Origin of the sequence: Chromobacterium sp. ASV23 (genome assembly GCF_016428945.1) — a bacterium.
In the GTDB taxonomy this organism is placed as follows: Bacteria; Pseudomonadota; Gammaproteobacteria; order Burkholderiales; family Chromobacteriaceae; genus Chromobacterium; species Chromobacterium sinusclupearum.
Window position 1 is genome coordinate 1 of sequence record NZ_JAELTR010000059.1, and the last position, 24,116, is coordinate 24,116.

17 protein-coding genes are annotated in these 24,116 nt (G+C 63.7%); 12 read left to right on the forward strand and 5 right to left on the reverse strand.

The features are described 5' to 3' along the window. The 5 genes from JHD59_RS18370 to JHD59_RS18390 form a co-directional block, all read left to right on the forward strand. Nucleotides 1–714: thymidylate synthase (locus JHD59_RS18370; RefSeq protein ID WP_199155292.1), on the forward strand; the 714-nt coding region annotated here is incomplete at its 5' end. After that, a complete protein-coding gene (locus tag JHD59_RS18375; RefSeq protein ID WP_199155293.1) occupies nucleotides 711–1,208 on the forward strand; it encodes a dihydrofolate reductase in 498 nt (165 codons plus the stop codon). The genes JHD59_RS18370 and JHD59_RS18375, both read left to right, overlap by 4 nt. Nucleotides 1,209–1,496: 288 nt before the next feature. Next, nucleotides 1,497–4,949 carry an alpha/beta fold hydrolase gene (locus tag JHD59_RS18380; RefSeq protein WP_199155294.1) on the forward strand — a complete coding sequence of 1,151 codons (3,453 nt, stop codon included), beginning with the start codon at nucleotides 1,497–1,499 and terminating at the stop codon, nucleotides 4,947–4,949. A gap of 56 nt (nucleotides 4,950–5,005) precedes the next feature. Then, on the forward strand, nucleotides 5,006–6,892 hold the full coding sequence (locus JHD59_RS18385; RefSeq protein ID WP_199155295.1) for a hypothetical protein: 1,887 nt from the start codon (nucleotides 5,006–5,008) through the stop codon (nucleotides 6,890–6,892). Nucleotides 6,893–6,922: 30 nt separating this feature from the next. Then, the gene (locus tag JHD59_RS18390; RefSeq protein WP_199155296.1) at nucleotides 6,923–8,110 is read left to right on the forward strand and encodes a metallophosphoesterase; all 1,188 of its coding nucleotides are present in this window, start codon (nucleotides 6,923–6,925) and stop codon (nucleotides 8,108–8,110) included. A 78-nt stretch (nucleotides 8,111–8,188) separates the two neighbouring features. Here the strand turns inward: JHD59_RS18390 and JHD59_RS18395 are convergent, their stop codons facing one another. The 3 genes from JHD59_RS18395 to JHD59_RS18405 form a co-directional block, all read right to left on the reverse strand. Then, the gene (locus JHD59_RS18395; protein ID WP_071109666.1) at nucleotides 8,189–8,857 is read right to left on the reverse strand and encodes a GntR family transcriptional regulator; all 669 of its coding nucleotides are present in this window, start codon (nucleotides 8,855–8,857) and stop codon (nucleotides 8,189–8,191) included. A 444-nt stretch (nucleotides 8,858–9,301) separates the two neighbouring features. Continuing rightward, complete coding sequence (gene ubiG / locus JHD59_RS18400; protein ID WP_199155297.1) at nucleotides 9,302–10,003, reverse strand: bifunctional 2-polyprenyl-6-hydroxyphenol methylase/3-demethylubiquinol 3-O-methyltransferase UbiG; 702 nt, start codon at nucleotides 10,001–10,003, stop codon at nucleotides 9,302–9,304. Nucleotides 10,004–10,007: 4 nt separating this feature from the next. Beyond that, nucleotides 10,008–11,327: a TRZ/ATZ family hydrolase gene (locus JHD59_RS18405; RefSeq protein WP_103318218.1), complete on the reverse strand. Its 1,320-nt coding sequence runs from the start codon at nucleotides 11,325–11,327 to the stop codon at nucleotides 10,008–10,010. Between the two features lie 248 nt (nucleotides 11,328–11,575). Here JHD59_RS18405 and JHD59_RS18410 point away from each other — a divergent pair, with 248 nt between their 5' ends. After that, entirely contained in the window at nucleotides 11,576–14,389 is a 2,814-nt protein-coding gene (locus JHD59_RS18410) for a bifunctional diguanylate cyclase/phosphodiesterase (RefSeq protein WP_103318217.1), read from the forward strand. 61 nt (nucleotides 14,390–14,450) lie between these two features. On the opposite strand, the gene JHD59_RS18415 is transcribed toward JHD59_RS18410, so the two are convergent. Then, nucleotides 14,451–15,452: a hypothetical protein gene (locus JHD59_RS18415; RefSeq protein ID WP_199155298.1), complete on the reverse strand. Its 1,002-nt coding sequence runs from the start codon at nucleotides 15,450–15,452 to the stop codon at nucleotides 14,451–14,453. Nucleotides 15,453–15,694: 242 nt separating this feature from the next. Continuing rightward, the gene (locus tag JHD59_RS18420; RefSeq protein ID WP_233164382.1) at nucleotides 15,695–16,126 is read right to left on the reverse strand and encodes a hypothetical protein; all 432 of its coding nucleotides are present in this window, start codon (nucleotides 16,124–16,126) and stop codon (nucleotides 15,695–15,697) included. Between the two features lie 318 nt (nucleotides 16,127–16,444). Between JHD59_RS18420 and aldA the strand changes: the two genes are divergently transcribed. The 6 genes from aldA to JHD59_RS18450 all read left to right on the forward strand — a co-directional run. Continuing rightward, nucleotides 16,445–17,869: an aldehyde dehydrogenase gene (aldA, locus tag JHD59_RS18425; protein ID WP_199155299.1), complete on the forward strand. Its 1,425-nt coding sequence runs from the start codon at nucleotides 16,445–16,447 to the stop codon at nucleotides 17,867–17,869. A gap of 159 nt (nucleotides 17,870–18,028) precedes the next feature. Next, nucleotides 18,029–19,309: a nitrate/nitrite transporter gene (locus JHD59_RS18430; RefSeq protein ID WP_199155300.1), complete on the forward strand. Its 1,281-nt coding sequence runs from the start codon at nucleotides 18,029–18,031 to the stop codon at nucleotides 19,307–19,309. After that, the gene (locus JHD59_RS18435) at nucleotides 19,306–20,553 is read left to right on the forward strand and encodes a mandelate racemase/muconate lactonizing enzyme family protein (RefSeq protein ID WP_199155301.1); all 1,248 of its coding nucleotides are present in this window, start codon (nucleotides 19,306–19,308) and stop codon (nucleotides 20,551–20,553) included. The genes JHD59_RS18430 and JHD59_RS18435 overlap by 4 nt, the downstream gene beginning before the upstream one ends. Then, on the forward strand, nucleotides 20,550–22,169 hold the full coding sequence (locus JHD59_RS18440) for a GMC family oxidoreductase (protein WP_199155302.1): 1,620 nt from the start codon (nucleotides 20,550–20,552) through the stop codon (nucleotides 22,167–22,169). The genes JHD59_RS18435 and JHD59_RS18440 overlap by 4 nt, the downstream gene beginning before the upstream one ends. A gap of 84 nt (nucleotides 22,170–22,253) precedes the next feature. Beyond that, complete coding sequence (locus JHD59_RS18445; protein WP_199155303.1) at nucleotides 22,254–23,009, forward strand: IclR family transcriptional regulator; 756 nt, start codon at nucleotides 22,254–22,256, stop codon at nucleotides 23,007–23,009. Between the two features lie 45 nt (nucleotides 23,010–23,054). After that, nucleotides 23,055–24,116, forward strand: a 1,062-nt coding sequence (locus JHD59_RS18450; RefSeq protein WP_199155304.1) for an MFS transporter, incomplete at its 3' end; no start/stop codon positions are given.

A 24,116-nucleotide genomic window follows, 5' to 3' on the forward strand; every position in this document is an offset into this window, starting at 1 on the left:
TCGGTGTTCGGCTACCAGATGCGTTTCAATCTGCAGGACGGCTTTCCGCTGGTCACCACCAAGAAGCTGCATCTGAAATCGATCATCCATGAGCTGCTGTGGTTCCTGTCCGGCGACACCAATATCCGCTATCTGAAGGAAAACGGCGTATCGATCTGGGACGAGTGGGCTGACGAGAACGGCGACCTCGGCCCGGTGTACGGCTATCAATGGCGCAGCTGGCCGGCGCCGGATGGCCGCAGCATAGACCAGATCAGCCAGCTGCTGGACATGATCAAGAAGAATCCGGACTCGCGCCGGCTGATCGTATCGGCGTGGAATCCGGCGCTGGTGGACCAGATGGCGCTGCCGCCGTGCCACAGCCTGTTTCAGTTTTACGTCGCCGACGGCAAGCTGTCCTGCCAGCTGTATCAGCGCTCGGCCGATATTTTCCTCGGCGTGCCGTTCAACATCGCCAGCTATGCCTTGCTGACCATGATGGTGGCGCAGGTCTGCGGCTTGCAGCCCGGCGATTTTGTCCACACCCTGGGCGACGCCCACCTGTACAGCAACCATCTGGAGCAGGCCAGGCTGCAATTGACGCGCGAACCGCGCCCGTTGCCGACCATGAAGCTGAATCCGGCAGTCAAAGACCTGTTCGCCTTCACGTTCGAGGACTTCGCGCTGGAAGGCTATGATCCGCATCCGCACATCAAGGCACCGGTGGCGGTATGAGCGAGGCGAGCAAACCGATGCTGACGCTGGTGGCCGCGATGGCCGCCAACCGCACCATAGGCATCAACAACGCGCTGCCCTGGCATCTGCCGGAAGACCTGAAGCATTTCAAGGCGGTGACCTTGGGCAAGCCGGTGATCATGGGCCGCAAGACCTGGGACTCGATTGGCCGGCCGCTGCCGGGGCGCCGCAATATCGTGGTGACGCGACAGGCCGACTGGTGCGCGGACGGCGCGGAAGTGGCCCATTCCCTGGAGGAAGCGCTGACCTTGGCCGGCGCGGTGGACGAGGCCTGCCTGATCGGCGGCGCCGAGTTGTACCGCCAGGCGCTGGCCGTCGCCGACAAGCTGTGCCTGACCGAGATCGGCCAGGCTTTCGACGGCGACGCGCATTTCCCGGCGTTTTCCGCCGCTGACTGGCGCGAGACCGCGCGCGAGCCGGCGGTGGGCGCCAACGGTCTGGCTTACGCCTTTGTCGAGTACCTGCGCCGCTGACTCAGCGTATTCGCGAGACGCCGCGCCTGTGGATTATCTGGCCGGAAGCGTTTGCTTCCGGCTTTGTCATTTGCAGAAGCGGAATGTCTTTATGATCAGCTCTAATCATTTATCATTGATAACGTTATTTTTTTGATCTAGACCTGATGAAAAGCGTTTAGCGCGTGTTCAAACGCTCAAATCAATAACAACGCCGGCCTGGCCGGCCTCGCGCCCGCAGCCTGACTGCGCCGCGCCTTCTGCATGGTATTCGTGGCCTGAAATTCTATCCGATACAGGAGCACGAGAATGGCGCGCATCTCCACCCCCATCAGCGAGATCAAAGAGCATTACGAAGTCGTGGTGATCGGTTCCGGCTACGGCGGCGGCATTGCCGCTTCCCGCATAGCGCGGGCGGGCCGCAGCGTCTGTCTGTTGGAGCGCGGGCGCGAGATCGTTCCCGGCGAATACCCGGCCACGCTGGCCGAAGCCACGCCGGAATTCCAGGTGCACCACCCGGACGGCCATCTCGGCTCGCGCACCGGTCTGTATGATCTGCACGTCAATCCTCAGCAGAACGTCATGGTGGGATGCGGCCTGGGCGGCACCTCGCTGATCAACGCCAATGTCTCGCTGCAGCCGGAGCCGCAGGTGTTCGAGGATCCGCGTTGGCCGCGCGCGGTGCGGGAGCACGCCGACACCCTGCTGAAAGACGGCTTCGCCCGCGCTCAGGAGATGCTGCGGCCCAATCCCTATCCGGACACGGCTCCGCCCTTGCCCAAGCTGCAGGCCAACCAGAAATCCTCGGAACGGCTCAAGGACAAGCACAGTTTCTATCGGCCGCCGATCAACGTCACTTTCGAGCCGTTTCCGGACGATCTCAATCACGTCGGCGTGGAGCAACAGCCGTGCAATTACTGTGGCGACTGCGTTTCCGGCTGCAACAACAAGGCCAAGAACACCACGCTGATGAACTATCTGCCCGACGCCTGCAATCATGGCGCGGAAATCTTCTGCCAGGCCTCGGTGCGCTATCTGCAGCGCGACGGCGACGGCTGGATCGTGCATTACCAGTACGTGGGCACCGGCCGGGAACAATTCGACGCGCCGACGATGTTCGTCAAGGCCGACATCGTCATCCTGTCCGCCGGAACCCTGGGCTCCACCGAGATCCTGCTGCGCTCGCGCGATCAAGGCCTCGCGCTGTCCGGCGAGCTCGGCAAGCACATGAGCGGCAACGGCGACATCCTGGGCTTCGGCTACAACAACGACGACAAAATCAACGGCATCGGCTTCGGTAGCCATTCGGGCAAGGACATCGGTCCGGTGGGGCCCTGTATCACCTCCATCATCGACATGCGTGACGAGACCGACTGGCGCAAGCGCATGGTGATAGAGGAGGGCTCCATTCCGGGCGCGATAGGCGGGGCCATGGTGCCGGCGATGGCGGCGGCTTCGGCGGAGCTGGGGCAAGCGGCGGAGAGCGGGCCGCTGGCCAAGCTCAAATACGTTGCGCGAGAGGCGGAAAGCGCCTTGCGCGGGCCCTATCACGGCGCGATGAACCGGCTGCAGACGTATCTGATCATGAGCCACGACGACGGCGCAGGCACCATGGCGCTGGACGATCATGACCAGTTGAAGCTGGAATGGCCTGGCGTGGGCGAGCAGCCCAATTTCGAGATCGGCAACGCGCGGCTGCTGGAGTCGACCCGCGCGCTGGGCGGCATCTATGTGCGCAACCCGATCTGGACCGACCTGTTCCGCCACAGCCTGATCACCGTGCACCCGCTGGGCGGCTGCGTGATGGGCGAGGACGCGGTCCAGGGCGTGGTCAACCACAAGGGCCAGGTGTTCAGCGGCGCAGCTGGCGACGCGGTCTATCCGGGGCTGTACGTCACCGATGGTTCCGTGATCCCCACCTCATTGGCGGTCAATCCCTTGCTCACCATCTCCGCGGTCAGCGAACGGGCGATGGCCTTGTTGGCGGCCGATCGCGGCTGGACCATAGACTATGCCTTGCCGTCGGCGCCGCGCCGGCGCCAGCCGCCCGCCAAACCCGGCATCGAATTCACCGAGACGATGAAGGGCTTCTTCTCCACCGCCCGCCGCCAGCCGGCCGGCACCGATCTGGCGGCCTACCAGGCGGCGTATCAGGCTGGCAAGGATGCGGGGTCGAACATGGGCTTCACGGTCACCGTGCGCTCGGACGATCTGGATCAACTGATATCTAACCCGCAACACCCGGCGACCATTGTCGGCACCCTGGACGCGCCGGCGCTGTCGCCGCGGCCGTTGACCGTCACCCACGGCGTATTCAATCTGTTCGAGACGTTTCCCGATCAGGTGGGCGTGCGGCACATGAACTACAAGATGCGGCTGACGGCGGAGGACGGCGCGGAATACTTCTTCAGCGCCTTCAAGTCCGTGCCGAGCAATCACAGCGCGCTGCAGGCGTGGTCCGATACCAGCACCTTGTACGTCACCGTGTATCGCGGCGGGGATGAGGGCGGAGAAGTGGCGGGCAGCGGCGTGCTGCATATCGAGCCGGCGGATTTCGCGCGGCAGATGACCACGATGAAGGTGCTCAATGTGGAGAGCGAAGCCGAGCGGCTCAAGCAGCTGGCGCGCTTCGGGGAATACTTTGCCGGCGTGCTGTGGGACAGCTACGGCGGGGTGCTGGCGCCCAATGTCTATTTCAACCCGGACGCGCCGCCGCGCAAGAAGCGGCCGTTGAACGTCGGCGCGCCTGAGGTCGTGTTTTTTGCGACCGACGACGGCGTCCATCTGCGCCTGACCCGCTACCAGGGCGGCGGCAAGGGGCCGGTCATGCTGGTGCATGGCCTGGGCGTGGGCTCCAATATCTTTTCCACCGACACCATCCCCACCAATCTTGTGGAATACCTGTACCAGCGTGGCTACGATGTGTGGCTGCTGGACTTCCGCGTCAGCATCCTGCTGGACGCCAGCAAGCAACAGTGGGACGGCGACCAGGTGGCCCGCTACGACTTCCCGGCGGCGATCCGGCAGATCCGGGAGCGGACCGGCGCACCCGATGTGCAATGCGTGGTGCATTGCTACGGCGCCACCACCTTTTTCATGTCGCTGTTGGCGGGTCTGGAGGGCGTGCGTTCGGTGGTGTGCTCGCAGATCGCCGCAGACATCGTGGTGCCGCCGGCCACCAAGGTCAAAACCGGGCTGCATCTGCCGTCGGTGCTGGACAGGCTCGGCGTGCATTCGCTGACGGCCTACACCGCTTCTGATTCGAGCTGGTTCGAGAAGCTGTACGACGCCGCGCTGAAGGACTACGCGCTGGAGGAGGCGCAGGGCTATTGCGACAACCCGGTGTGCCACCGCATCACCTTCATGTACGCGTCCCTGTACCGGCATGCCACGCTGAACGAAACCCTGCATGACAATCTGCACGAGCTGTTCGGCATCGCCAATATGCGCACGATGGAGCATCTGGCGCGCATGTGCCGCGAAGGCCGGCTGGTGGCGTTCGACGGCGCCGATGTCTACATGCCGCATTTCGAGCGGCTGCAGCTGCCCATTCTGTTCATCAGCGGCGCGGACAACGAGTGTTACCTGCCGGAGAGTACCCAGCGCACCTACGACAAATTGGTGGAGCGCTATGGGCCGGAGCGTTACAGCCGCGTGGTGGTGCCGGGGTATGGCCATATCGACTGCATCTTCGGCAAGGACGCCGCCACGGATGTCTATCCGGCCATCGTCGCCCATCTGGACAAGACCGCTCAGGTTTGACTCTTGCCGTACCCGCGCCTTGCGGCGCGGGTTTTCTGCCGCCACGAGGACAAGTCATGGAAAACGCATGCTCCGCCAACCCCTGGATCCGGTGGTTTCAGCGTTTCATCTGGATCGGAATCGTCATCAATATGGTATTCGCGGTGCCGGCGCTGTTCTGGCCGGACTATTTGAATGCCAGCTTCGGCCTGCCTACCCAGGCGGTTTACCCTTGGCTGCAAAACGCCGGCATGCTGCTGGTGGGGATCAGCCTGTTCTATGCGCCGGCCGGCATCTGCGCCACGCGCTACCCGGTGTATGCCTGGCTGTGCGTGCTGTCCAGGCTGATCGCCGCGGTGTTCTGGGTCTATCTGATCCAGACTTCGAGTTATCCGGACGCCTTCCGGCCCTTGCTGTATTCGGACGGAGCGATGTTCCTGATTCTGGGCGGCCTGCTGTATGCCGGCATGCCGCCGGAGCAGCGGCCGTGGTCCTTGCTGTGCTCGGGCCTGTGCACCCTGTGGCGCTGCGTGGCGCATGGTTTCAGCGGCGCCAGGCGCAAGGCGGCGATTGTCATCGTGCTGGTATTGGCCTTCGTCGGCTATGAAACCTGGACCAATCTGTTCCGCGAAGTGCCGCAGCCCGCGCTGCAATCCGATGTCGAGCACTTCAAGTATGCCGCCATCGGCCTGGGGCCGGACGCCCGCATTCCGTTGTATGTGTTCGCGGTTTTGCCCCAGGTGTGCGCGCAACGCATGCCGAGAATGGGAACGGGCTGGCAGACTTTCGGCTTCATCTATGAAGGCGGACATGATTTGCCCATCGGACTGGCCAAGCGGCAGATCGGCTATCCGTCGGTGGAGCCCAATTGCGCCCTGTGCCATACCGGCCAGTACCGCAAGAGCGCGGATGACGTGCCGGTGCCGGTGCCCACCGCGCCGGCGGCGCTGCTGGATCTGGAGTCGTTCCAGTGGTTCCTCTACGACTGCGCCGGCGATCCGGACTTCAAGTCCAAGGTGATGGACGCCATCAATCAGCATTACGATCTGGGGCCCATCGAAAAGCTGTTCTACCGCTTCCTGATCGTGCCGGCCACCCAGCAGGCTTTTCTCAAGCAGGAGAAGCAGTACGCCTGGCAAAAGCTGCGGCCGCTGCAGGGGCCGGGACGCACCGACACCTTCAACCCCACCAAGATGGCGATCTTCGGCTTCCCGGACGACTCCACCATAGGCACGGTGGACTTGCCGCAAATCTGGAACCAGAAGCCGCGCGAATCAATGTACCTGCACTGGGACGGCAATAACAACGATATCCACGAGCGCAACTATGCCGCGGCCATGGCCGTGGGGGCGACGCCGCAGTCGGTGCTGCCGGCCGAATTCCAGCGCGTGACCGACTGGCTGCTGACGCATGAACCGCCCAAGTGGCCGTTCGGCGGCCTCGATCAAGTGCGGGTGGCGCGCGGGCGCACGCTGTGGGTGCAGAACTGCGCCCAGTGCCATGATTTTGGCAAAGCCGACACCGGCCAGGTGACGGTGGGGCTGGATGAGCTGGGCACCGATCCCTACCGCGTCAACTCCTTCACCGTCGGCTTGGTGGACAAATTTCATCAGTTCAAGAAACCGCCGTTCGATTTTGGCGCCTATAGGAAGACGCAGAGCTACAGCAATACGCCCACCGATGGCATCTGGCTGCGCGCGCCCTATCTGCACAACGGTTCGGTGCCGACCTTGTGGGACCTGCTGCAGCCATCGGACAAGCGACCCAAGATGTTCTATCGCGGCTCCAGCGTGTTCGACACCCGCAATGTGGGTTTTCTCAGCGGCGGGCCGGACAGCAAGGGCGGCGGTTACTTCCAGTTCGACACGCGTTTGCCGGGCAATCACAACACCGGACATGAATATGGCGTTCATCTGAGCGACAGCGATAAATGGGCGCTGATTGAGTACATGAAGACGCTGTAAATCATCGGCGATGAAAAAAGGAGGCGGGCGATGGATGTGTTTGCAGATTGGAAGAGCAGGATTGAGAGCGATCTGGCGGCGACCGAACAGAATCTGCAGCAGAAGCAGCAGATGCTGGCGCGCTTGCAGCAGGCGCATGATCAGGTGTGGGAGGTGATCAATAGCGGCTCCACCTCTTCGGCCGGCATCCCGTGGGAGTTTGCCCATGGCCTGTCCATCCTCGAGGGCGTGCTGGACGGCAAGCCGCTGCCCACTACCGAGGCCGAGCTGCCCACCCGCGTGATGGATGACGGCACGCTGCTGGGCTGCCGCAAGTGGGAGCTGCTGGACCCGCTGTGGGGCGAGTCGCTGGTGGCCTGGTTCGAGCACCTGGCGAACCGCGCGCCGTGGGCGAGCCAGCCGGCTGCGCTGACCCTACCTGATCAGGTCAGCTTCAATATCGCCGGAGACTGGGGCAGCGGCGACTATATCGCCGGCAAGGTGGCGGCGGCGATGGCCAAGCAGCCGGCCGATTACACCATCCACCTGGGCGATGTCTATTACGCCGGCTCTAGCCCGGATGAGAGCCGCGACTTTGCCAACTGGCCGGCCGGCGGACGCGGGCAATTCACGCTGAACTCCAACCATGAGATGTACAGCGGCGCGTTTGGCTATTTCCAGGAGTTGGGACTGCGCTTCCCGCTGCAGCAGGGCACCAGCTATTTCAGCCTGCGCAACGCCAATTGGCTGATTCTTGGCCTGGATACCGCCTATTGGTCGGACAAGTACAAGCTGTATATGGATGGCGCCTTGGGCGACGCGCAGGCGGCTTGGCTGAAAAACATGGCCGCCGGCTGGCAGGGCAAGATATTGCTGCTGTCGCACCACCAGGGTTATTCGATAGACGGTTCGGCGACCACCCCGCTGTACGACGAAGTGACCGCGGCCTTGGGGCGGGCGCCGGACTACTGGTACTGGGGACATCTGCACAATGTGATCTGCTATCAGCCGCGCAACGGCATGCTGGGCCGCTGCGTCGGCCATGGCGCCATTCCCTATGGCCCGGCCAGCATTCTGGACGGCAAGCCGCAGGTGGCATGGGCGGAAACGCGCTCGGCCGACGACAGCCAGTACCCGCAGCGGGTGCTGAACGGCTTCATTCGGCTGGAACTGAATGGCATGGCGCTGACGGAAACCCTGTACGACGAAAACGGGCAGCGCCGCTGGCCATTGCCGTGATGGCCAGCGATGGGCAAAAGCAAAGGGCTGCCTGGGGCAGCCCTTGTCATTCCATGCCTCGGCAAGCGCCTGCCACGCTCAGCCGCGGCCCTCCAAGGCCTCGGCCGCGCTTTGCGCCAGCTGGCTGTAATCGCGGCCGAAATCAGCCACCATTTGCTTCAGTCGCGCGGTATCACGCGCGATCAAGGTTTTCAGCAGGCTTTCCAGAAACAGGTGGGTGCGCTCCATCTGGCTCTGGCCGGCGCGCAGAATGGCGTACAGGCAGCGCTGGGTCAGCGGCAGCATGTCGTTCAGGGTGTCGGTCAGGTAACGGTTGTCGGCATGACGGTATAGCGCGGACAGGAATTCGATGCCGTAATCGTAGAAGGCTTGCAGGTCATCGCGGCGCTTGGCTTCTTCCAGCTGCGCCATCAGCTCGATGAAGCGCGCCAGGTCGTCGTTCTGCCAGCCGGCGGCCAGATTTTGCACCACGCGCTCCAGCAGCAGAAACCATAGATCGAAGAAGTCCCGCACGTCGCGCGCGCTGATGCTGGCCACCACCGCGCCGCGGCGCGGGAAGATGTCCACCAGATGGCGGCGCTGCAAGATCAGCAAGGCCTCGCGCACCGAGCCGCGGCTGACTTCCAGCTCGGACGCGATGCGCAGTTCCTGTATCCGCTCTCCCGGTTTCATCTCGCCTTGGATGATCTGCCTGCCGAGATATTGGGCGATCTGTTCGGTCAACAGGTCGTTGGCCTTGAATGTCATGCGTCATCTCCGGAATGGAATGTTATCGTTCTCGTACGTATTGTAAGGCATGATGATGCCAGATTGTCCGGCAATATCCTGTTGGTTTGCCGGTTTGTATCCAGTGCGGGCGTCGAGCCTAATGACGCAACCCTGCGGCGGCGCATTATCATGCATCTGCTTCAGAAAGGGCGGCCATGATATCAATCAGACGATTAAAACGCATGTTTTGTGTTTCTGTTGACAGCAGGATGTGGAATTATCTGTCGCCAGCGGCGCGGAAGGGGCTGAGTGCTTGCGCATAGAGCCGCTGACAGAACCTCGTTAGAGAACCTGAGCCAAGGCGCGCCGACGCAGACAGTACAAATCGTACGGCAAGGCGGCGCAACGCAGGATCAGGGGTTTTGTTCGCGGGACTGAGGGAGGCGCGCGCCGTCCAAGACTCGGGAGCGGCGCGCGGGAGGCTTACTCCGCCGAGCGGCGGGTGGCCATCAGGTAGTTGACGTCGGTATCGTCGTTCAAGGAGTAGATGCGGGTGAGCGGGTTGTAGCCCATGCCGCTGAGGCCGTGCAGGCCCAGGCCGGCGTGCCGCACCATGCGCCCCAGCTCGGACGGCTTGATGAAGCGCGCATATTCATGCGTGCCGCGCGGCAGCATGTTCAGCACATACTCCGCGCCGACCACGGCGAGCATATAGGCCTTGGCGTTGCGGTTCAGCGTGGAGAAGAACACCCAGCCGCCGGGCTTGACCAGCGTGGCGCAGGCGCGCACCACGCTTTGCGGGTCCGGCACGTGCTCCAGCATTTCCATGCAGGTCACCACGTCGAAGCTGGCCGGCATCTCCGCCGCCAACTCCTCCACCGGCACGCAGCGGTAATCGATGGGCACGCCGGATTCCAGGCTGTGCAGCTGCGCGACCTTCAGCGACTTCTTGGCCAGGTCGATGCCGGTCACCTGGGCGCCTTTTAGCGCCATGCTCTCGGCCAGGATGCCGCCGCCGCAGCCCACGTCCAGCACCTTCTTGCCGGCGAGGGAGGCGTGGCGGTCGATATAGTCTAGACGCAGCGGGTTGATTTCGTGCAGCGGCTTGAATTCGCTGTCCTTGTCCCACCACTTGTGCGCCAGCTGGCTGAATTTGTCGATTTCGAGTTCGTCTACGTTGCTCATGCTTTTACTTTGCCAGGATGCGGTTGCGCCAGTCGTCGGCGCGGGCTTTCAGAGTGGCCTCGTCCAGCGTCTTGAGCTTGCGGCCGGCCATCAGCGCGCGGCCCTTGACCCAGACGTGGCTGACTTGCTCGCGGCCGGCGGCGTACACCACGTGCGAGATCGGGTCGAAGGCCGGCGCGGTTTCGAGTTCGGACAGGTCGATGGCGATCAGGTCGGCATCCTTGCCCACCTTGACCGAGCCGGTCTTCTCGGCGATGCCCAGCGCGCGCGCGCCGTTCAGCGTGGCCATGCGGATGGCGGCGGCGGCGGGCACGGTGGTCGGGTCCAGCGTGCCCACCTTGGCCAGCAGGGCGGCCAGGCGAGTTTCCGCCAGCATGTCCAGCTTGTTGTTGGAGGCGGCGCCGTCGGTGCCGATGCCCACGGCGATGCCGGCGTCCAGCATCTTGCCGATGGGAGCGATGCCGGAGGCCAGCTTCATGTTCGAGGCCGGATTGTGGGCGGTGGACACGCCGTACTTCGCCACCAGCTCGATTTCGGCGTCGTTCAGATGCACCATGTGCGCGGCCACCAGCCGCGGCGACAGCATGCCCAGCTGCTGCAGGCGGGCCAGCGGGCGCTGGCCGTGCTCCTTGACGCTGTTGTTCACCTCGTCGGCGGTTTCGTGGATGTGGCAGTGGATCAGCATGTCTTCCTGCTCGGCCAGCGTCACAACCTTGCGGAAGGTATCGTCCGATACGGTGTAGGGCGCGTGCGGAGCCAGGGTGAAGGTCACCAGCTCTTCTCCCAGGAACTGGCTGCGCTCGGCCATGCCCTTGGCGATGTAATCGTCGGCGTTGGTCGCGTAGTTGGTCGGGAATTCCAGGATGGAACAGCCGACGAAGGTGCGCATGCCGGAAGCCAGGCCGGCGCGCGCCATCGCGGCGTTGTAGAAATACATGTCGTTGATGGTGGTGGTGCCGCCGCGGATCATTTCGCCCATGGCCAACAGCGCGCCGTCGAACACGAAATCGTCGCGCACATGCTTGCCTTCGGCCGGCCAGATGTGGTTTTGCAGCCAGTCCATCAGCGCCTTGTCGTCGGCCAGGCCGCGCAGCAGCGTCATCGCCGAATGGCCGTGCAGGTTGACGAGGCCGGGCATTAGCACGTGGTCGGGCAGCTCCAGCCGTTCGTCGGCTTCCAGCGCGGCGGCGTCGGCCGCTGGAATAATGGCGGCAATCCTGCCATCCTTGATCGCCAGCGCGTGGTTTTCCAGGATTTCGCCATCCGTTTCCACGGTGATGATCCAGCGGGCGGAGATAATCTTTTCATAACGTGACTGCGGCATGGTGTGAATCCTGAACGCGTTGTCAAAAAGTGTCGTGGATTTTAGGCCCTGCGGCCCCGGCAAGGCAATGCGCCGCCCTTTATCTCCAGCGGTATTGGCGCATCCATGCGTGAAAATGACAATTGCAGATGACTTGTGGATATATAGAGGAAATGCCGGCCGACGCCGGTGTATACTGCTGATTGCACATATAAAACCCACTCCGGATACGAACTCCGAAACTTCGGCGAAGCAAAGACTAGCGCGACATGGCTCAACAAGCAGACGATAAAACCACTGCCAGCACTGGCCTGAATCTGAGGGACGTGTTTCTCATCGCCGTGATACTCGGCTTGCTGATCCCTGCCTCCATCATCAGCTATCTCAGTTTCAACATCCAGAAAGACAATCTGACGGCGCAGCTGGACACCGACCAGCGGCGTCTGCTCGACATCGTCGCCCTCGGCATGCAGGAGCCGCTGTGGAACCTCAGCCGCCAGGCCGGCAACCCCTTGATCGCGTCGGTGATGGAAGACCCGCGCGTGATCTCCATCCGCGTCACCGACACCCAATCCAACCAGGTGTTTCTGTCTGCGGTGCACAGCGAGCGCCGCATCGGCAGCGTGTCCTTTGTCGAAAAGCCGGTCATCTACCGCGGCGAGGCCATCGGCCAGGTGACGATGGAGTTCGACAACGAGAACCTGGCCATCGCGCTGAGCAATCAGGTCAAGAACATCCTGACGATTCTGGCGGCGCAGCTGGTGCTGTCCATCATGCTGATCATGAGCATCCTGCACTCGCGTTTTCTGCGGCCGATGCGCTTGCTGACTGAGCAGGCGCGGCTATTGGCCGAGTTGAAACTGGACACGCCGTTTGAATGGTCGCGCCGCGACGAGTTGGGCCGCTTGGGCACCCACCTGGAGTGGACCCGTTCGGAACTGAAACGCCTGGTGGACGAGCTGCGCGCCAAGACGCTGGCGCTGGAGGCCGACATCTCGCGCCGCCGCGAAGTGGAAGACGCGCTGCGCCGCTCCGAGAACAAATACCGCGAGCTGTTCTGGTCCAATCTGGACGGCATCGTCATCAGCTCGCTGGACGGACAGGTCATCGACGCCAACCCGGCCTTCCTCAACCTGATGTGTTACAGCCTGGACCAGCTGAAGCAGCAGAATTTCTGGAGCCTGGTGGCGGAGGAGAGCGAGGCGCTGGAGCGCTTCAATCTGGACAACAAGGTGCTGCGCTTCGGCTATTGCGACGAATTCGAAGCCACTTATCTCAACCGCTTCGACAACCAGGTGCCGGTCAGCGTCAAGACGGTGGCGATGCGCGACGCCTTCGGCCGCATCAACGCGGTGTGGCGCATGGTGCGCGACATCTCGGAAAAGCGCGCGGCCGAGGAGCGGGTGCAACTGGCCGCCAAGGTGTTCGAGAACACCGTCGAAGGCATCATGATCACCGATGCCGACAAGCGCATCCGCAGCGTCAATCGCGCCTTCACCGAGATCACCGGCTACACCCAGCACGAGGTGCTGGGCCAGAAGACCAGCATCCTGTCGTCCGGCCGCCACGACGCGCCGTTCTACGAGCAGATGTGGCAGGCCATCGGCGAGAACGGCTCCTGGCAGGGCGAGCTGTGGAACCGCCGCAAAAACGGCGAGGTGTATCCGGAGTGGCTGGCGATCAACGCGGTGCGCAACAGCCTGGGCGAGATCACCCATTATGTGGCGATTTTCAGCGACCTGACCGAGCGCAAGGCCGCCGACGACCGGATCCAGTTCCTGGCGCATTTCGACGTGCTGACCAGCCTGCCCAACCGCGTGCACATGCAGGACCGGGTGGAGCTGGCCATCCACAACGCGGTGCGCGACAACCAGCGGCTGGCCCTGCTGCTGCTGGACCTGGACCGCTTCAAGACCGTCAACGAGTCGCTGGGCCACTCGGCCGGCGATACCCTGCTGCAGGTGGCGGCGGACCGCATCCGCTCAGTGCTGGGTCCGGGCGAAATGCTGGCGCGCCAGGGCGGCGACGAATTCATCATCCTCTTGCCTCTGATTTCCGATCCGGGCGAGGCCGCGCTGGCGGCGGAGCGGGTGCGCGAGGTGTTCGCCAGCCCGATCGAGCTGCACAATCATGTGATCACCATCACGCCGTCCATCGGCATCAGCGTCTACCCGGACGACGGCCGCGACTACGAAACCCTGGTGCGCAACGCCGACGCGGCGATGTACCACGCCAAATCCTCCGGCCGCAACAGCTACAAGTTCTACACCGCGGACCTGAACGCCCGCGCCCGCGAGATCCTGGCCATCGAAAGCCAGCTGCGTTTCGCGCTGGAGCGCGACGAGTTCGTGCTGCACTATCAGCCGCAGGTGGACATGAAAACCGGCTGCATCATCGGCGCCGAGGCGCTGATCCGCTGGAACCACCCGTCGCTGGGCCTGCTGGGCCCGGTGCGCTTCATCCAGGTGGCCGAGGAGCGCGGCTTCATCGTGCAGATCGGCAATTGGGTGATCGCCGAGGCCACGCGGCAGATGGTGGCGTGGCGCCAGGCCGGCTTGCCGGAGGTGACGCTGGCCATCAACCTGTCGGCGCTGCAGTTCCGCCAGCCCGACTTGGCCGAACAGGTGCAGCAGGCCTTGTCGTCGCATGATCTGCCGGGTCACGCCCTGGATATCGAAGTGACCGAGAGCGTCATCATGGAGGACGCGCAGGCCACCATCCAGGCGATCGATACCATGAAGAGCATGGGGCTGCGGCTGTCTATCGACGACTTCGGCACCGGCTACTCCAGCCTGTCCTACCTCAAGCGCTTCAAGGCCGACAAGCTGAAGATCGACCGTTCCTTCGTCCGCGACATCCCGCAGGACGCCGACGACAGCGCCATCGCCCGCGCCATCATCAATATGGCGAAGAACCTGAATATGCAGGTGGTGGCGGAGGGGGTGGAGACGATGGAGCAGTGGCAGTTCCTGGAACAAGAGGGTTGCGATTTCGTCCAGGGCTATTTGATCGCCAAGCCTCTTCCAGCGGAGGAGTTCGCCGCGCTGCTGACCCAGGGCAGCCTGCTGCCGCAGGATGGGTGACAGCCGTTCAGGCATGCACAAGGCCCGCGCAGAAGACGCGGGCCTTTTTCTTGCCGCGTGGTCAGAACGAAATGCGCGCGCCCACGGACGCGGTGTAGCGCGGCGCCAGTTGCACGCCATTGACGTTCTGGTATAGCGGCAGCTGTACGAAGCCGTATATCGAGGTCTGTTTGGTCAGCGGCACTGTCAGTCCCGGACTCAGGTAGATCAGCGTGCCGCCGGTGCTGACGGTATCGGCGTTGTTGCCGGCATCGTGCTGGACGTAGCGGGCATTGATCTGCAATTGCGGCATCCAGCCGGCCAAGCCGGTGTAACGCACGCCCAGATTCAGATTGACGCCGGTGCCGGGCCGGTATTGGTCTGAGGTATCCAGCGCGCTCTGCACGGTGGCCTGGGTGAAGTAGCTCCAGTTGCGGTTGAATTCGCCGAAATAGTAGGCGCCGAAGATGGCGTCGGTGGTGCCGGTGCCGGGCTGCAGGCCGCGGTCGATCACGGCTGGCGCACCCGGATTGGCCGGATCGGTGGAAGTGCCGGTTTCGGTGTGGCTGCCGGTGGGCAGCTTCAGGCCGAACAGCAGGCCGAAGTTGCGCGCTTCGGCGAAGCCCTGATAGCGGCCGATCACCTTGATATCGCCGAGGCCGGAGGTGCTGGAGTTGTATGCCCCGCCGCCACTGGAAACGGTGTAACCATCGGAGCCGGTGCCCAGCGTGCTGTGCTTGCGATCGATGTACGGAACCGTCACGTTGACGCCCCAAGCCGGCGAGAAGGAATAGTCGAAGCCCAGCGTCAGATAATTATTGCGGGTGTACTTCTCCACTTCCTGATTGCCTTGATTCAGCTGGCTGGCCGCCGCCGGCGAGATGGTGCCGCTGGCGCTGCGCAGCTGGTTCTGGTCCAGGTAATCGTAACGGATGTCCATTTTCAGGCCGGGCTGGGCGGTGAAGCCCTGGCTTTCCCAATCGGAACTCAGCGTGCAGCCGCAGCTGGCGCAGGCGTAGGCGCCGGGAGAGGCGGTGACGGCGAGGAGGGCCGGCAACAGTTTGACGAGATGGCGAGCGGTCATGGGATTTCCCTTTTTGTTCACATTGTCTGGGAAGTATGGCCAAGGCCGTCGCTGCTGAGGCTGCGGCAAAATGCCGCACGCTGTGGGCGGAAGCCGCTTATTGAAATCCAATTTCTCGGATGTTGTCCATTTCGGCGAATTACACTGTCTGCAACGGTAAAAGCAGAACATGATGCCGATGCGGCGTGATTAATTTGTGTGAAGAGGGCGTGCTTGCCGCACGCCCTTGGCGTGAACGGCTGTCAGCGCTGATACCAGTCGCGCCTATCATGATCGCCGTGCCAGGCCTCATGGTATTCGTGATGATCGTGGTGATCGTGCGGCGGCATCGAGTAGCGCGTGTGGTAGTGCGGCACATAAACCTGTCTATACCATTCGTCGCGAACGAAATAGACCCTGTGGTTGCAGGCATGATATTGGCGGCAGTAGCGGTCCCAGTGCCGCATATGCTCCGGCGGCACGCGCAGATAGATGGGAGGCGCAGCCACCGGCACCGGCTGGATGATCACCGGCTGCGGGTAGACCAGTTGCGGCGCGGGCGCGCCGCCGATGTCGAGCTGGCCGTAGAAGCCGGGCTCGCCTATATGGACGGACACGCCCACGTCGGCCCGGGCGGGCAGGGCGGCGGCGAGCGCGCAGGAGGCCAATGCCGCGGCGACGAGCATGCGTTTCATGATGTGTTCCTTGTTGAGTCGTGCTTGCATGCTCTGACTTTGGCAGGTCCTTTTTGCTCATCCGCGAACTTCACGCCGGCAATGGTTTCCAATTTTGTACCCTGGCGGCTGGCGCAATGATTGCTCATCGATGCGCTGCTGCGGAGGGCCTCGCTGTGGCGAGGAAGGCTGGCCAGGGAAGGGCGGCGCGTGGGACGCGGGAGGGATGGAAGGACTTTGATTTCATATATGAAATAAAAAATCCATATCTGAAATTGTTTTGACGCTGTCTGGCCTGGCTGGTGTGATGGATGCCAACACAAGCACGAGGCCAGAGACATGCGTGATTACCGCAATTTCATCAATAACCAGTTTGTCGAGTCCATCGGCGGCGGCGCCATCGACGTGCAGGACCCGGCCACCGAGCAAATAGTGGCCCAAGTCCCGTCCGCCAGCGCCGAAGAGGCGCGCGCGGCGGTGGATGCCGCGGCGCGGGCGCAGAAAGACTGGGCCGCGCTGCCCAGCGTCGCGCGCGGCCAATATCTGCACAAGCTGGCCGACGCGCTGGATGCCCGCGCCGGCGAGATCGGCCAGGCGCTGGCCGCCGAATCCGGCAAGAGCCTGGCGGATGCCACCGCCGAGGCGAGCTACGCCGCCGAGATCACCCGCTATCACGCCGAATGGGCGCGCCGCCTGGAAGGCGAAGTCATCCCCAGCGACAACCCGGATGAAAACCTGCTGCTGATGCGTGAAGCCATCGGCGTGGTGGCCTGCCTGATTCCGTTCAATTTCCCCGTCTACACCCTGCTGCGCAAGATCGCGCCGGCGCTGATCGCCGGCAATGCCGTGGTGGTCCGCCCCAGCAACAACACGCCGTGCTCGGCGTTTGAAATCGCCAAGGCGGTGCAGCAGGCCGGCTTGCCGGCCGGCGTGGTCAATATTCTGACCATGAGCCACCAGGTGGCGGAAACCATCTGCACCCACCCCAAGGTGGGCATGATCACGCTGACCGGCAGCGTGGGCGCCGGCCGCAAGGTGCTGGAGTATTCGCAGGTCAACATCGCCAAGTCCTCGCTGGAGCTGGGCGGCAAGACCCCGGCCATCATCGAGCCGGACGCCAATCTGGCGCAGGCCGCCAACGACATCGTCGGCTCCGCGCTCAGCCATTGCGGCCAGGTGTGCACCTCGGTGGAGCGGGCCTATGTCCATGAATCGGTATACGACGACTTCGTGCGCCTGCTGAAGGAGCGTTTCACCGCCCGGCAATGGGGCAACCGCGCCGAGCATCCCAACTACATGGGGCCGCTGGTCAACGCCTCATCGCGCTTGAACATCCACCAGATGGTGGCGCGCGCGGTGGATGACGGAGCAGTGCTGGAAACCGGCGGCGTGCTGCCCGAGGGCAAGGGCTGGTTCTATCCGCCCACGCTGCTGACCGGCTGCCGCCAGGACATGGAGATCGTGCAGGAAGAGATCTTCGGCCCGGTGCTGTGCGTGCTGAAGTACCAGACCGCCGACGAGGCGCTGCGTCTGGCCAATGACCACCAGTTCGGCCTGGCCTCGGTGCTGTACACCGAGAACTACCGTACCGTGATGCGCTTCGCCAACCGGATCGAGGCCGGCGAACTGTACGTCAACCGCACGCCGGCCGATCCGTACCAGGGCTATCACTCCGGCTGGAAACGTTCCGGCCTGGGCGGCGACGACGGCAAGCACGGCATGCTGGAGTTCACGCAGACCCGCCTGGTGATCATGAAGTACTGATTTTCCCCCCATTACCCAAACTGCCGTTCCGCCGCTTACCCGGCGGGCGGCCTGCTGTACCCATGCCGGGAAATAAATATAAGCCGCTAGGCAGGCGGCAAAACACGACAAAGAGAAAGCGCGCCGGTCCGTCCGGCGCAGACCAGAGGAGAAGCTTGAATGAACGAAACGCGTGTGTTGGCGCCGGAATGCGCCGCGCTCGGCCGCGGGCGCTACTTCCAGTTCGGCCTGCTGCTGGTGGCGGCCGGCGCCATTTATCCCTTGCTGTATCTGCGGCAGAACTTCGAGACCACCATCCTGCAGAGCTTCGGCATCACCGCGGGCGACCTCGGGGTGTTCTATTCGATGCTGGGCGTGGTCTACGCGCTGGCCTATCTGCCCAGCGGCTGGCTGGCGGATCGCATGCCGCCGCGGCTGCTGATCAGCTTCTCGCTGGCGGCGGTAGGCCTGCTCGGCCTGTGGTTCTCCACGTTTCCGGGCTACCGCGCGCTGGAGATCATCTTCATTGGCTGGGGACTGGCGGCCGGCTTGACCTTCTGGGCAGCCCTGCTGAAAGGCGTGAAGATGCTGGCGGCGGCTAACGAGCAAGGGCGCTTCTTCGGCGTGCTGGACGGCGGCCGCGGCCTGGTGGAGGCGCTGCTGGCCACGCTGGCGCTGGCCTTGTTCGCCTATCACATGGATGGCGACGGCGATGGCCGGCTGGCGCTGCAGCAGGTGATTTATCTGTATTCCTTCACCTGCCTCGCCATCGCCGCGCTGATCTGGATTTTCCTGGACAAGGGCCGTGGCGAGGCGGAGCACAAGGAAAGCCGCGCCACCTCGCAATGGGACGATCTGAAGCTGCTGCTGGGCCAGCGCCAGGTATGGCTGATGTCCTTGATCGTGCTGTGCGGCTACCAGCTGTTCTGGGCCACGTATTCGTTTTCCGCTTACCTGCAGCAGCATTACGGCCTCAGCGCCGTGGCGGCCGGCTTCATCACCGTGGCCAAGCTGTGGATGCGGCCGATAGGTGGCATAGGCGGCGGTTTCCTGGGCGACCGTTTTTCCCGCACCGGCGTGCTGGCCGGCAGCATGGTTTTCTCGTCGCTGGGGCTGTTCGGACTGATCCTGCTGCCGGTTTCCGCCGGCATCTACCCGCTGTTGGCGCTGGTGCTGCTGGTGGGCGTGCTGACCTATGCGATACGCGGCCTGTACTGGTCGTTGCTGGACGATTGCAAGATTCCGCTGCGCGTCACCGGCCTGGCCATCGGCTTGGTCTCGGTCATCGGCTATCTGCCGGATATTTTCCTGCCCTTGCTTAATGGCTGGATCAGCGCGCGTTATCCGGGCGTGCTCGGCTACCAGCTGTATTTCGGCTACATCGCGCTGTGCGGTTGCCTGGGCGCGGCTGCCATCTACCGATTCAGAAAGTCGCAACAGCGACAGGAGGAGAACGCATGAAAATCGTATCGATGGAAACCCATGTGGTGGCGGTGCCGCCGCCGCACGTAGGCGGCATGTACTGGATCTTTGTCACCCTGAAGACGGACTGCGGCATCGAAGGCGTCGGCGAAGTCTACGCCGCCACCTTCCATCCCCGCGTGATGGTGCCGGCCATCCATGACGTGTTCGAGCGCTATCTCCTGGACCATGACCCGCATCAGGTGGAGCGCTTCTTCCGCGAATGCTATTCCAGCGGCTTCACCCAGCGGCCGGACCTGAGCATGATGGGCATCGTCAGCGGCCTGGAAATGGCCTGCTGGGACATCATCGGCAAGGCGGCCAACCAGCCGGTTTACCAGCTGCTGGGCGGCAAGGTGCATGAGCGGCTGCGCTCCTACACCTATCTGTACCCGCGCAATGCCCAGGGTCAGTTCGATTACGACGATCCGGACCTGGCGGCGGAATGCGCCGCGCAGTTCGCGGCCCAGGGTTTCACCGCGCTGAAATTTGATCCGGCGGGCCCGTATTCAGTGTATTCCGGCCACCATCTGTCGCTGGAGCTGATGGACCGTTGCGAGACGTTCTGCGCCAAGATCCGCCAGGCGGTGGGCAACCGTTGCGATCTCTTGTTCGGCACCCACGGCCAGATGACGCCGGCTTCCGCCATTCGTCTGGCCAAGCGGCTGGAGAAGTACGACCCCTTGTGGTTCGAGGAGCCGGTGCCGCCGGGCCAGACCGATGCCATGGCTCAGGTGGCGGCCGCCACCAGCATCCCGGTGGCCACCGGCGAGCGCCTGACCACCAAGTACGAGTTCCTGGACCTGCTGCGCGGCAAGGGCGCGTCCATCCTGCAGATGAATGTCGGCCGCGTCGGCGGCCTGCTGGAAGCGAAGAAAATCGCCGCCATGGCCGAGGCCTTCTACGTGCAGATCGCGCCGCATCTGTACAACGGCCCGGTCGGCGCCGCCGCCAGCATCCATCTGGCCACGGCCACCCCCAATTTCCTGATTCAAGAAAGCATCATGACCTGGGGCGGTTTCCACGCCGAGGTGCTGAAGCAGCCCATCCAGTGGGAAGATGGCTTCATCATCCCGTCCGATCGTCCGGGCCTGGGCGTGGAATTGAACATGGACGTGGTGCGCGCCCATTCGCCTTACCAGGGCCACAGCCTGCACCTGCTGATGGACGACAAGCCGTTCGACGTGCGTCCGCAATCGCGCGACGCCTGGAACAACCGTTGGAACAATGGCGGGACGCTATGACCGAATACGATTTCATCATCGTCGGCGCCGGCTCGGCCGGCTGCATCCTGGCCAGCCGCCTCAGCGAGTGCGGCCGGCACAGCGTGCTGCTACTGGAGGCCGGCGGCAAGGACGATTCCTTCTGGTTCCGCCTGCCGGTGGGCTACGTCAACCATTACTACAATCCGGCCAGCAACTGGATGTATTACACCGAGGCGGAGCCTAACCTGGGCGGGCGCAAGCTCTACGCGCCGCGCGGCAAGGTAGTGGGCGGCTCCGGCTCGATCAACGCCATGATTTATGTGCGCGGCCAGCCGGCGGATTTCGACGACTGGGCGGCTGCCGGCAACCCGGGCTGGGGCTACGCCGATGTGCTGCCGTATTTCAAAAAACTGGAACGCCATCCGGGCGGCGAAACGCGCTGGCGCGGCGGCAGCGGCGCCATCGGCCTGACGCCGCTGAAGCCGTTTGCCCACCCGATCTGCGCCGACTACCTGGCCGCCTGCGACGAGCTGGGCCTGCCGCGCAGCGACGACTTCAACGGCGAGCGCTTCGAAGGCGCCGGCCTCTACGAGACCAATATCGATGGCGGCGTGCGCGCCTCCAGCAGCCGCGCCTATCTGCGGCCGGCATTGTCCCGCCCCAATCTGCGGCTGGAAACCCATTGCCGCACCCAGCGCGTGCTGTTCGACGACGACAAGCGCGCATGCGGCGTGACGGTGCTGCAGAACGGCGCGGAGCGGACTTTCCGCGCCCGCAAGGAGGTGATCCTGGCGGCCGGCGCGGTGGATTCGCCCAAGCTGTTGCAGCTGTCCGGCATCGGTGACGAGGCGCGCTTGGCTGGCCTGGGCATTCCGACGGTGCGCCATTTGCCGGCGGTGGGGCGCAATCTGCAGGATCACCTGTGCGTGTCGTTCTACTACAAGTCCAGCCGCAAGACGCTGAACGACGAGCTGGGCAATCCGCTGGGCCAGGCTTGGGCGGCGCTGCGCTATGCGGTGAACCGCAGCGGTCCGCTCTCGCTCAGCGTCAATCAGGCCGGCGGTTTCTTTCGCGGCGGCGAAGCGGCGCGGCAAGCCAATCTGCAGCTGTATTTCAACCCCTTGTCCTACACGATTCCGAAGAATGCCAAGGCCAAGCTGAAGCCGGAGCCGTATTCCGGTTATCTGATCTGCGTGAATCCGTGCCGGCCCACCAGCCGCGGCGAGATACACATAGCGTCCGCCGACCCGCAGGCCGCGCCGGCGATCCGCCCCAACTACCTGTCCACCGAGCATGACCGGCGCGAGGCGGTGGAGGGCTGCCGGCTGATCCGCCGCCTGTCCGCCACCCGCGCGCTGCGCGAGGTGACGGTGGAGGAGGTTAGCCCCGGCGGCCGGATGGCGGAGGATGCGGACAGCCTGCTGGACTTCTTCCGCCAGGAATCGGGTTCCATCTATCATCTGTGCGGCACTTGCGCGATGGGGCCGGACCCGGAACGCAGCGTGGTGTCCAGCCGCTTGCAGGTGCACGGCGTGGCAGGGCTGCGCGTGGTGGACGCGTCTATCTTCCCCAACATCACTTCCGGCAATACCAATGCGCCGACGATGATGGTGGCGGAGAAGGGCGCGCAGATGATCCTGGACGACTGGCGCTAGCCGCTGCCAGCGCTATTTTTTGAACTGATTTCGAACCTGCCCGCTCGGTCTGTGGCCGCGGCGGGCTTTGACTTGGTAGAAGCCGTGCAAGACAGACCCACCGCCCCCGCCGTGGACCATTCCATCGCCATCCTGCAGCTGCTGGTCCACGCGCCGTATCCGCTGACGCAGAACGAGATCAGCAGCCATACCGGCATTCCGGCCGCCAGTTGCTACCGCATCCTGGGCAGTCTGCTCGAATCGCAGATGGTGTCGCTGGATCCGGGGCGCAAGCGCGCCTATTGCATAGGCTCCAAGATTTTCCAGATGGCCTCCGCCATCTACAGCCGGCAGAGCATCCTGCCGTACTTCCACCCGATAGCGGAAATCCTCAAGAATGAAATCCACCAGACGGTGCTGCTGAGCATACCGGTGGGCAACAAGGTGGTGGTGCTGGGTTGTCTTGAGTCGTATCTGGGCAAGGGCTACCCGGTGCATGTCGGGCAGACGCTGGCCATGCACCGCGCGGCGGCGGGCAAGGCCATCCTCAGCCTGCGCGCGGCGCCCTATCTGGACAGCTATCTGCAGGCCGAGCGGCAACTGGGCCTGCTGGCCGATGAAGACATCGGCGCCTTGCGCGAACAGCTGGAACGCGCGTGCCGGCTCGGTTATGCCGTCACCCGCGGCGAGATAGACAGCCGGACCTGCTGCCTGGCGGCGCCGGTGGCGGACTTGCGCGGGGAACCCGTAGCCGCCGTCAGCATCTGTATTGGAGCGGAGTCGCTCAGCGACGCCCAGATACGCGCGTATTCCGGCCCGTTGATCCAGGCTGCCCGCCAACTGGCGGCCCGTATTGCGTAGAATCCGGATGGCGTAACCATACAGCAGGGCGGACGAGGGGAAGGCATGGCCGGGGATGGCGAAGTCGTAGAGGTGCATAAATGGAGCAGCCTGCTGCGCGTGGTGGCGAGCCTGTTGCTGGGCTATGCCTTGCTGATGGTGGGCAATGCGCTGAGCAATACCCAGACCTCGCTCGCCTTGCTGCAGCAGGGCGTGCCGGTGACGGTGGCCGGGCTGGTGCAGTCGGCCTATTACGCCGGCTTCTTCATCGGCGGTTTCTTCTGCAGCGCCATTGTGCACCGCTATGGCCACCACCGCGCCTTTGCCGCGCTGGCGGCCGTCATCTGCATCGTGGTGCTGGCGCAGGCGCTGGTGCATTCGCCCCTGTTGTGGGCGCTGGTGCGCTTCGTCAACGGCCTGGCCATCGTCGGCATCTTCATGGTGGTGGAGAGCTGGCTCAACGGCTGCGTCGGCAATGCGCAGCGCGGCCAGTTGTTCTCGCTGTACATGATGGTCAGCTATCTGGGGGCCAGCGCCGGCCAATGGCTGCTCAAGCTGCCGCTGACCCAGCCAGGCTGGCCCTTCATCGTGGTGGCCATGCTGTTCGCGCTGGCCATCATTCCGGTGACGCTGACCAGCCAGCGGCCGCTGACCTTGGTGGCCGCGCCGGCCGGCAGCGTGGTGCTGCGCACATTGCGCACCGTGGGCGAGCTGCGGCGGCTGGCGCCGTTGGCGCTGTACGGCGTGTTGATCGCGGGCTGTTTCAACAGCGCCTTTTACAGCATGTTGCCGGTGGTGCTGAGCCAGTTGAGCTATCTGCCGCACCAGATCGGCAATTTCATGGGTCTGGCGCTGCTGGCCGCGCCGCTGTTGCAGTGGCCCATGGGCAAATGGGCGGACCGCAGCGACCGTTGCCTGCTGTTGTCGCGCACGGCGCTGACCGTGGTGGTGGCTTCGCTGCTGCTGACCCATCTGCTGGATACGGTATTGCTGCTGCCCTTGGTGCTGGTGTACGTCTGCGTGGCTTTTACTTTTTACGGCACGCTGAGCGGCGTCGCCAACGATGCCATGCCGGCGGAGAGACGGGTGGAAACCAGCGCGGCCCTGCTGACGCTGTACGCGCTGGGC

Bases quoted from the DNA above. Each gene is read 5' to 3' on its own strand.
- JHD59_RS18375 (WP_199155293.1), top strand. From the start codon at position 711: ATGAGCGAGGCGAGCAAACCGATGCTGACGCTGGTGGCCGCGATGGCC.
- JHD59_RS18390 (WP_199155296.1), top strand. From the start codon at position 6,923: ATGGATGTGTTTGCAGATTGGAAGAGCAGGATTGAGAGCGATCTGGCG.
- aldA (WP_199155299.1), top strand. From the start codon at position 16,445: ATGCGTGATTACCGCAATTTCATCAATAACCAGTTTGTCGAGTCCATC.
- JHD59_RS18395 (WP_071109666.1), bottom strand. From the start codon at position 8,857: ATGACATTCAAGGCCAACGACCTGTTGACCGAACAGATCGCCCAATAT.
- JHD59_RS18420 (WP_233164382.1), bottom strand. From the start codon at position 16,126: ATGAAACGCATGCTCGTCGCCGCGGCATTGGCCTCCTGCGCGCTCGCC.
- JHD59_RS18440 (WP_199155302.1), top strand. From the start codon at position 20,550: ATGACCGAATACGATTTCATCATCGTCGGCGCCGGCTCGGCCGGCTGC.
- JHD59_RS18410 (WP_103318217.1), top strand. From the start codon at position 11,576: ATGGCTCAACAAGCAGACGATAAAACCACTGCCAGCACTGGCCTGAAT.
- JHD59_RS18385 (WP_199155295.1), top strand. From the start codon at position 5,006: ATGGAAAACGCATGCTCCGCCAACCCCTGGATCCGGTGGTTTCAGCGT.
- JHD59_RS18435 (WP_199155301.1), top strand. From the start codon at position 19,306: ATGAAAATCGTATCGATGGAAACCCATGTGGTGGCGGTGCCGCCGCCG.
- JHD59_RS18405 (WP_103318218.1), bottom strand. From the start codon at position 11,327: ATGCCGCAGTCACGTTATGAAAAGATTATCTCCGCCCGCTGGATCATC.
- JHD59_RS18380 (WP_199155294.1), top strand. From the start codon at position 1,497: ATGGCGCGCATCTCCACCCCCATCAGCGAGATCAAAGAGCATTACGAA.
- JHD59_RS18430 (WP_199155300.1), top strand. From the start codon at position 18,029: ATGAACGAAACGCGTGTGTTGGCGCCGGAATGCGCCGCGCTCGGCCGC.
- ubiG (WP_199155297.1), bottom strand. From the start codon at position 10,003: ATGAGCAACGTAGACGAACTCGAAATCGACAAATTCAGCCAGCTGGCG.
- JHD59_RS18415 (WP_199155298.1), bottom strand. From the start codon at position 15,452: ATGACCGCTCGCCATCTCGTCAAACTGTTGCCGGCCCTCCTCGCCGTC.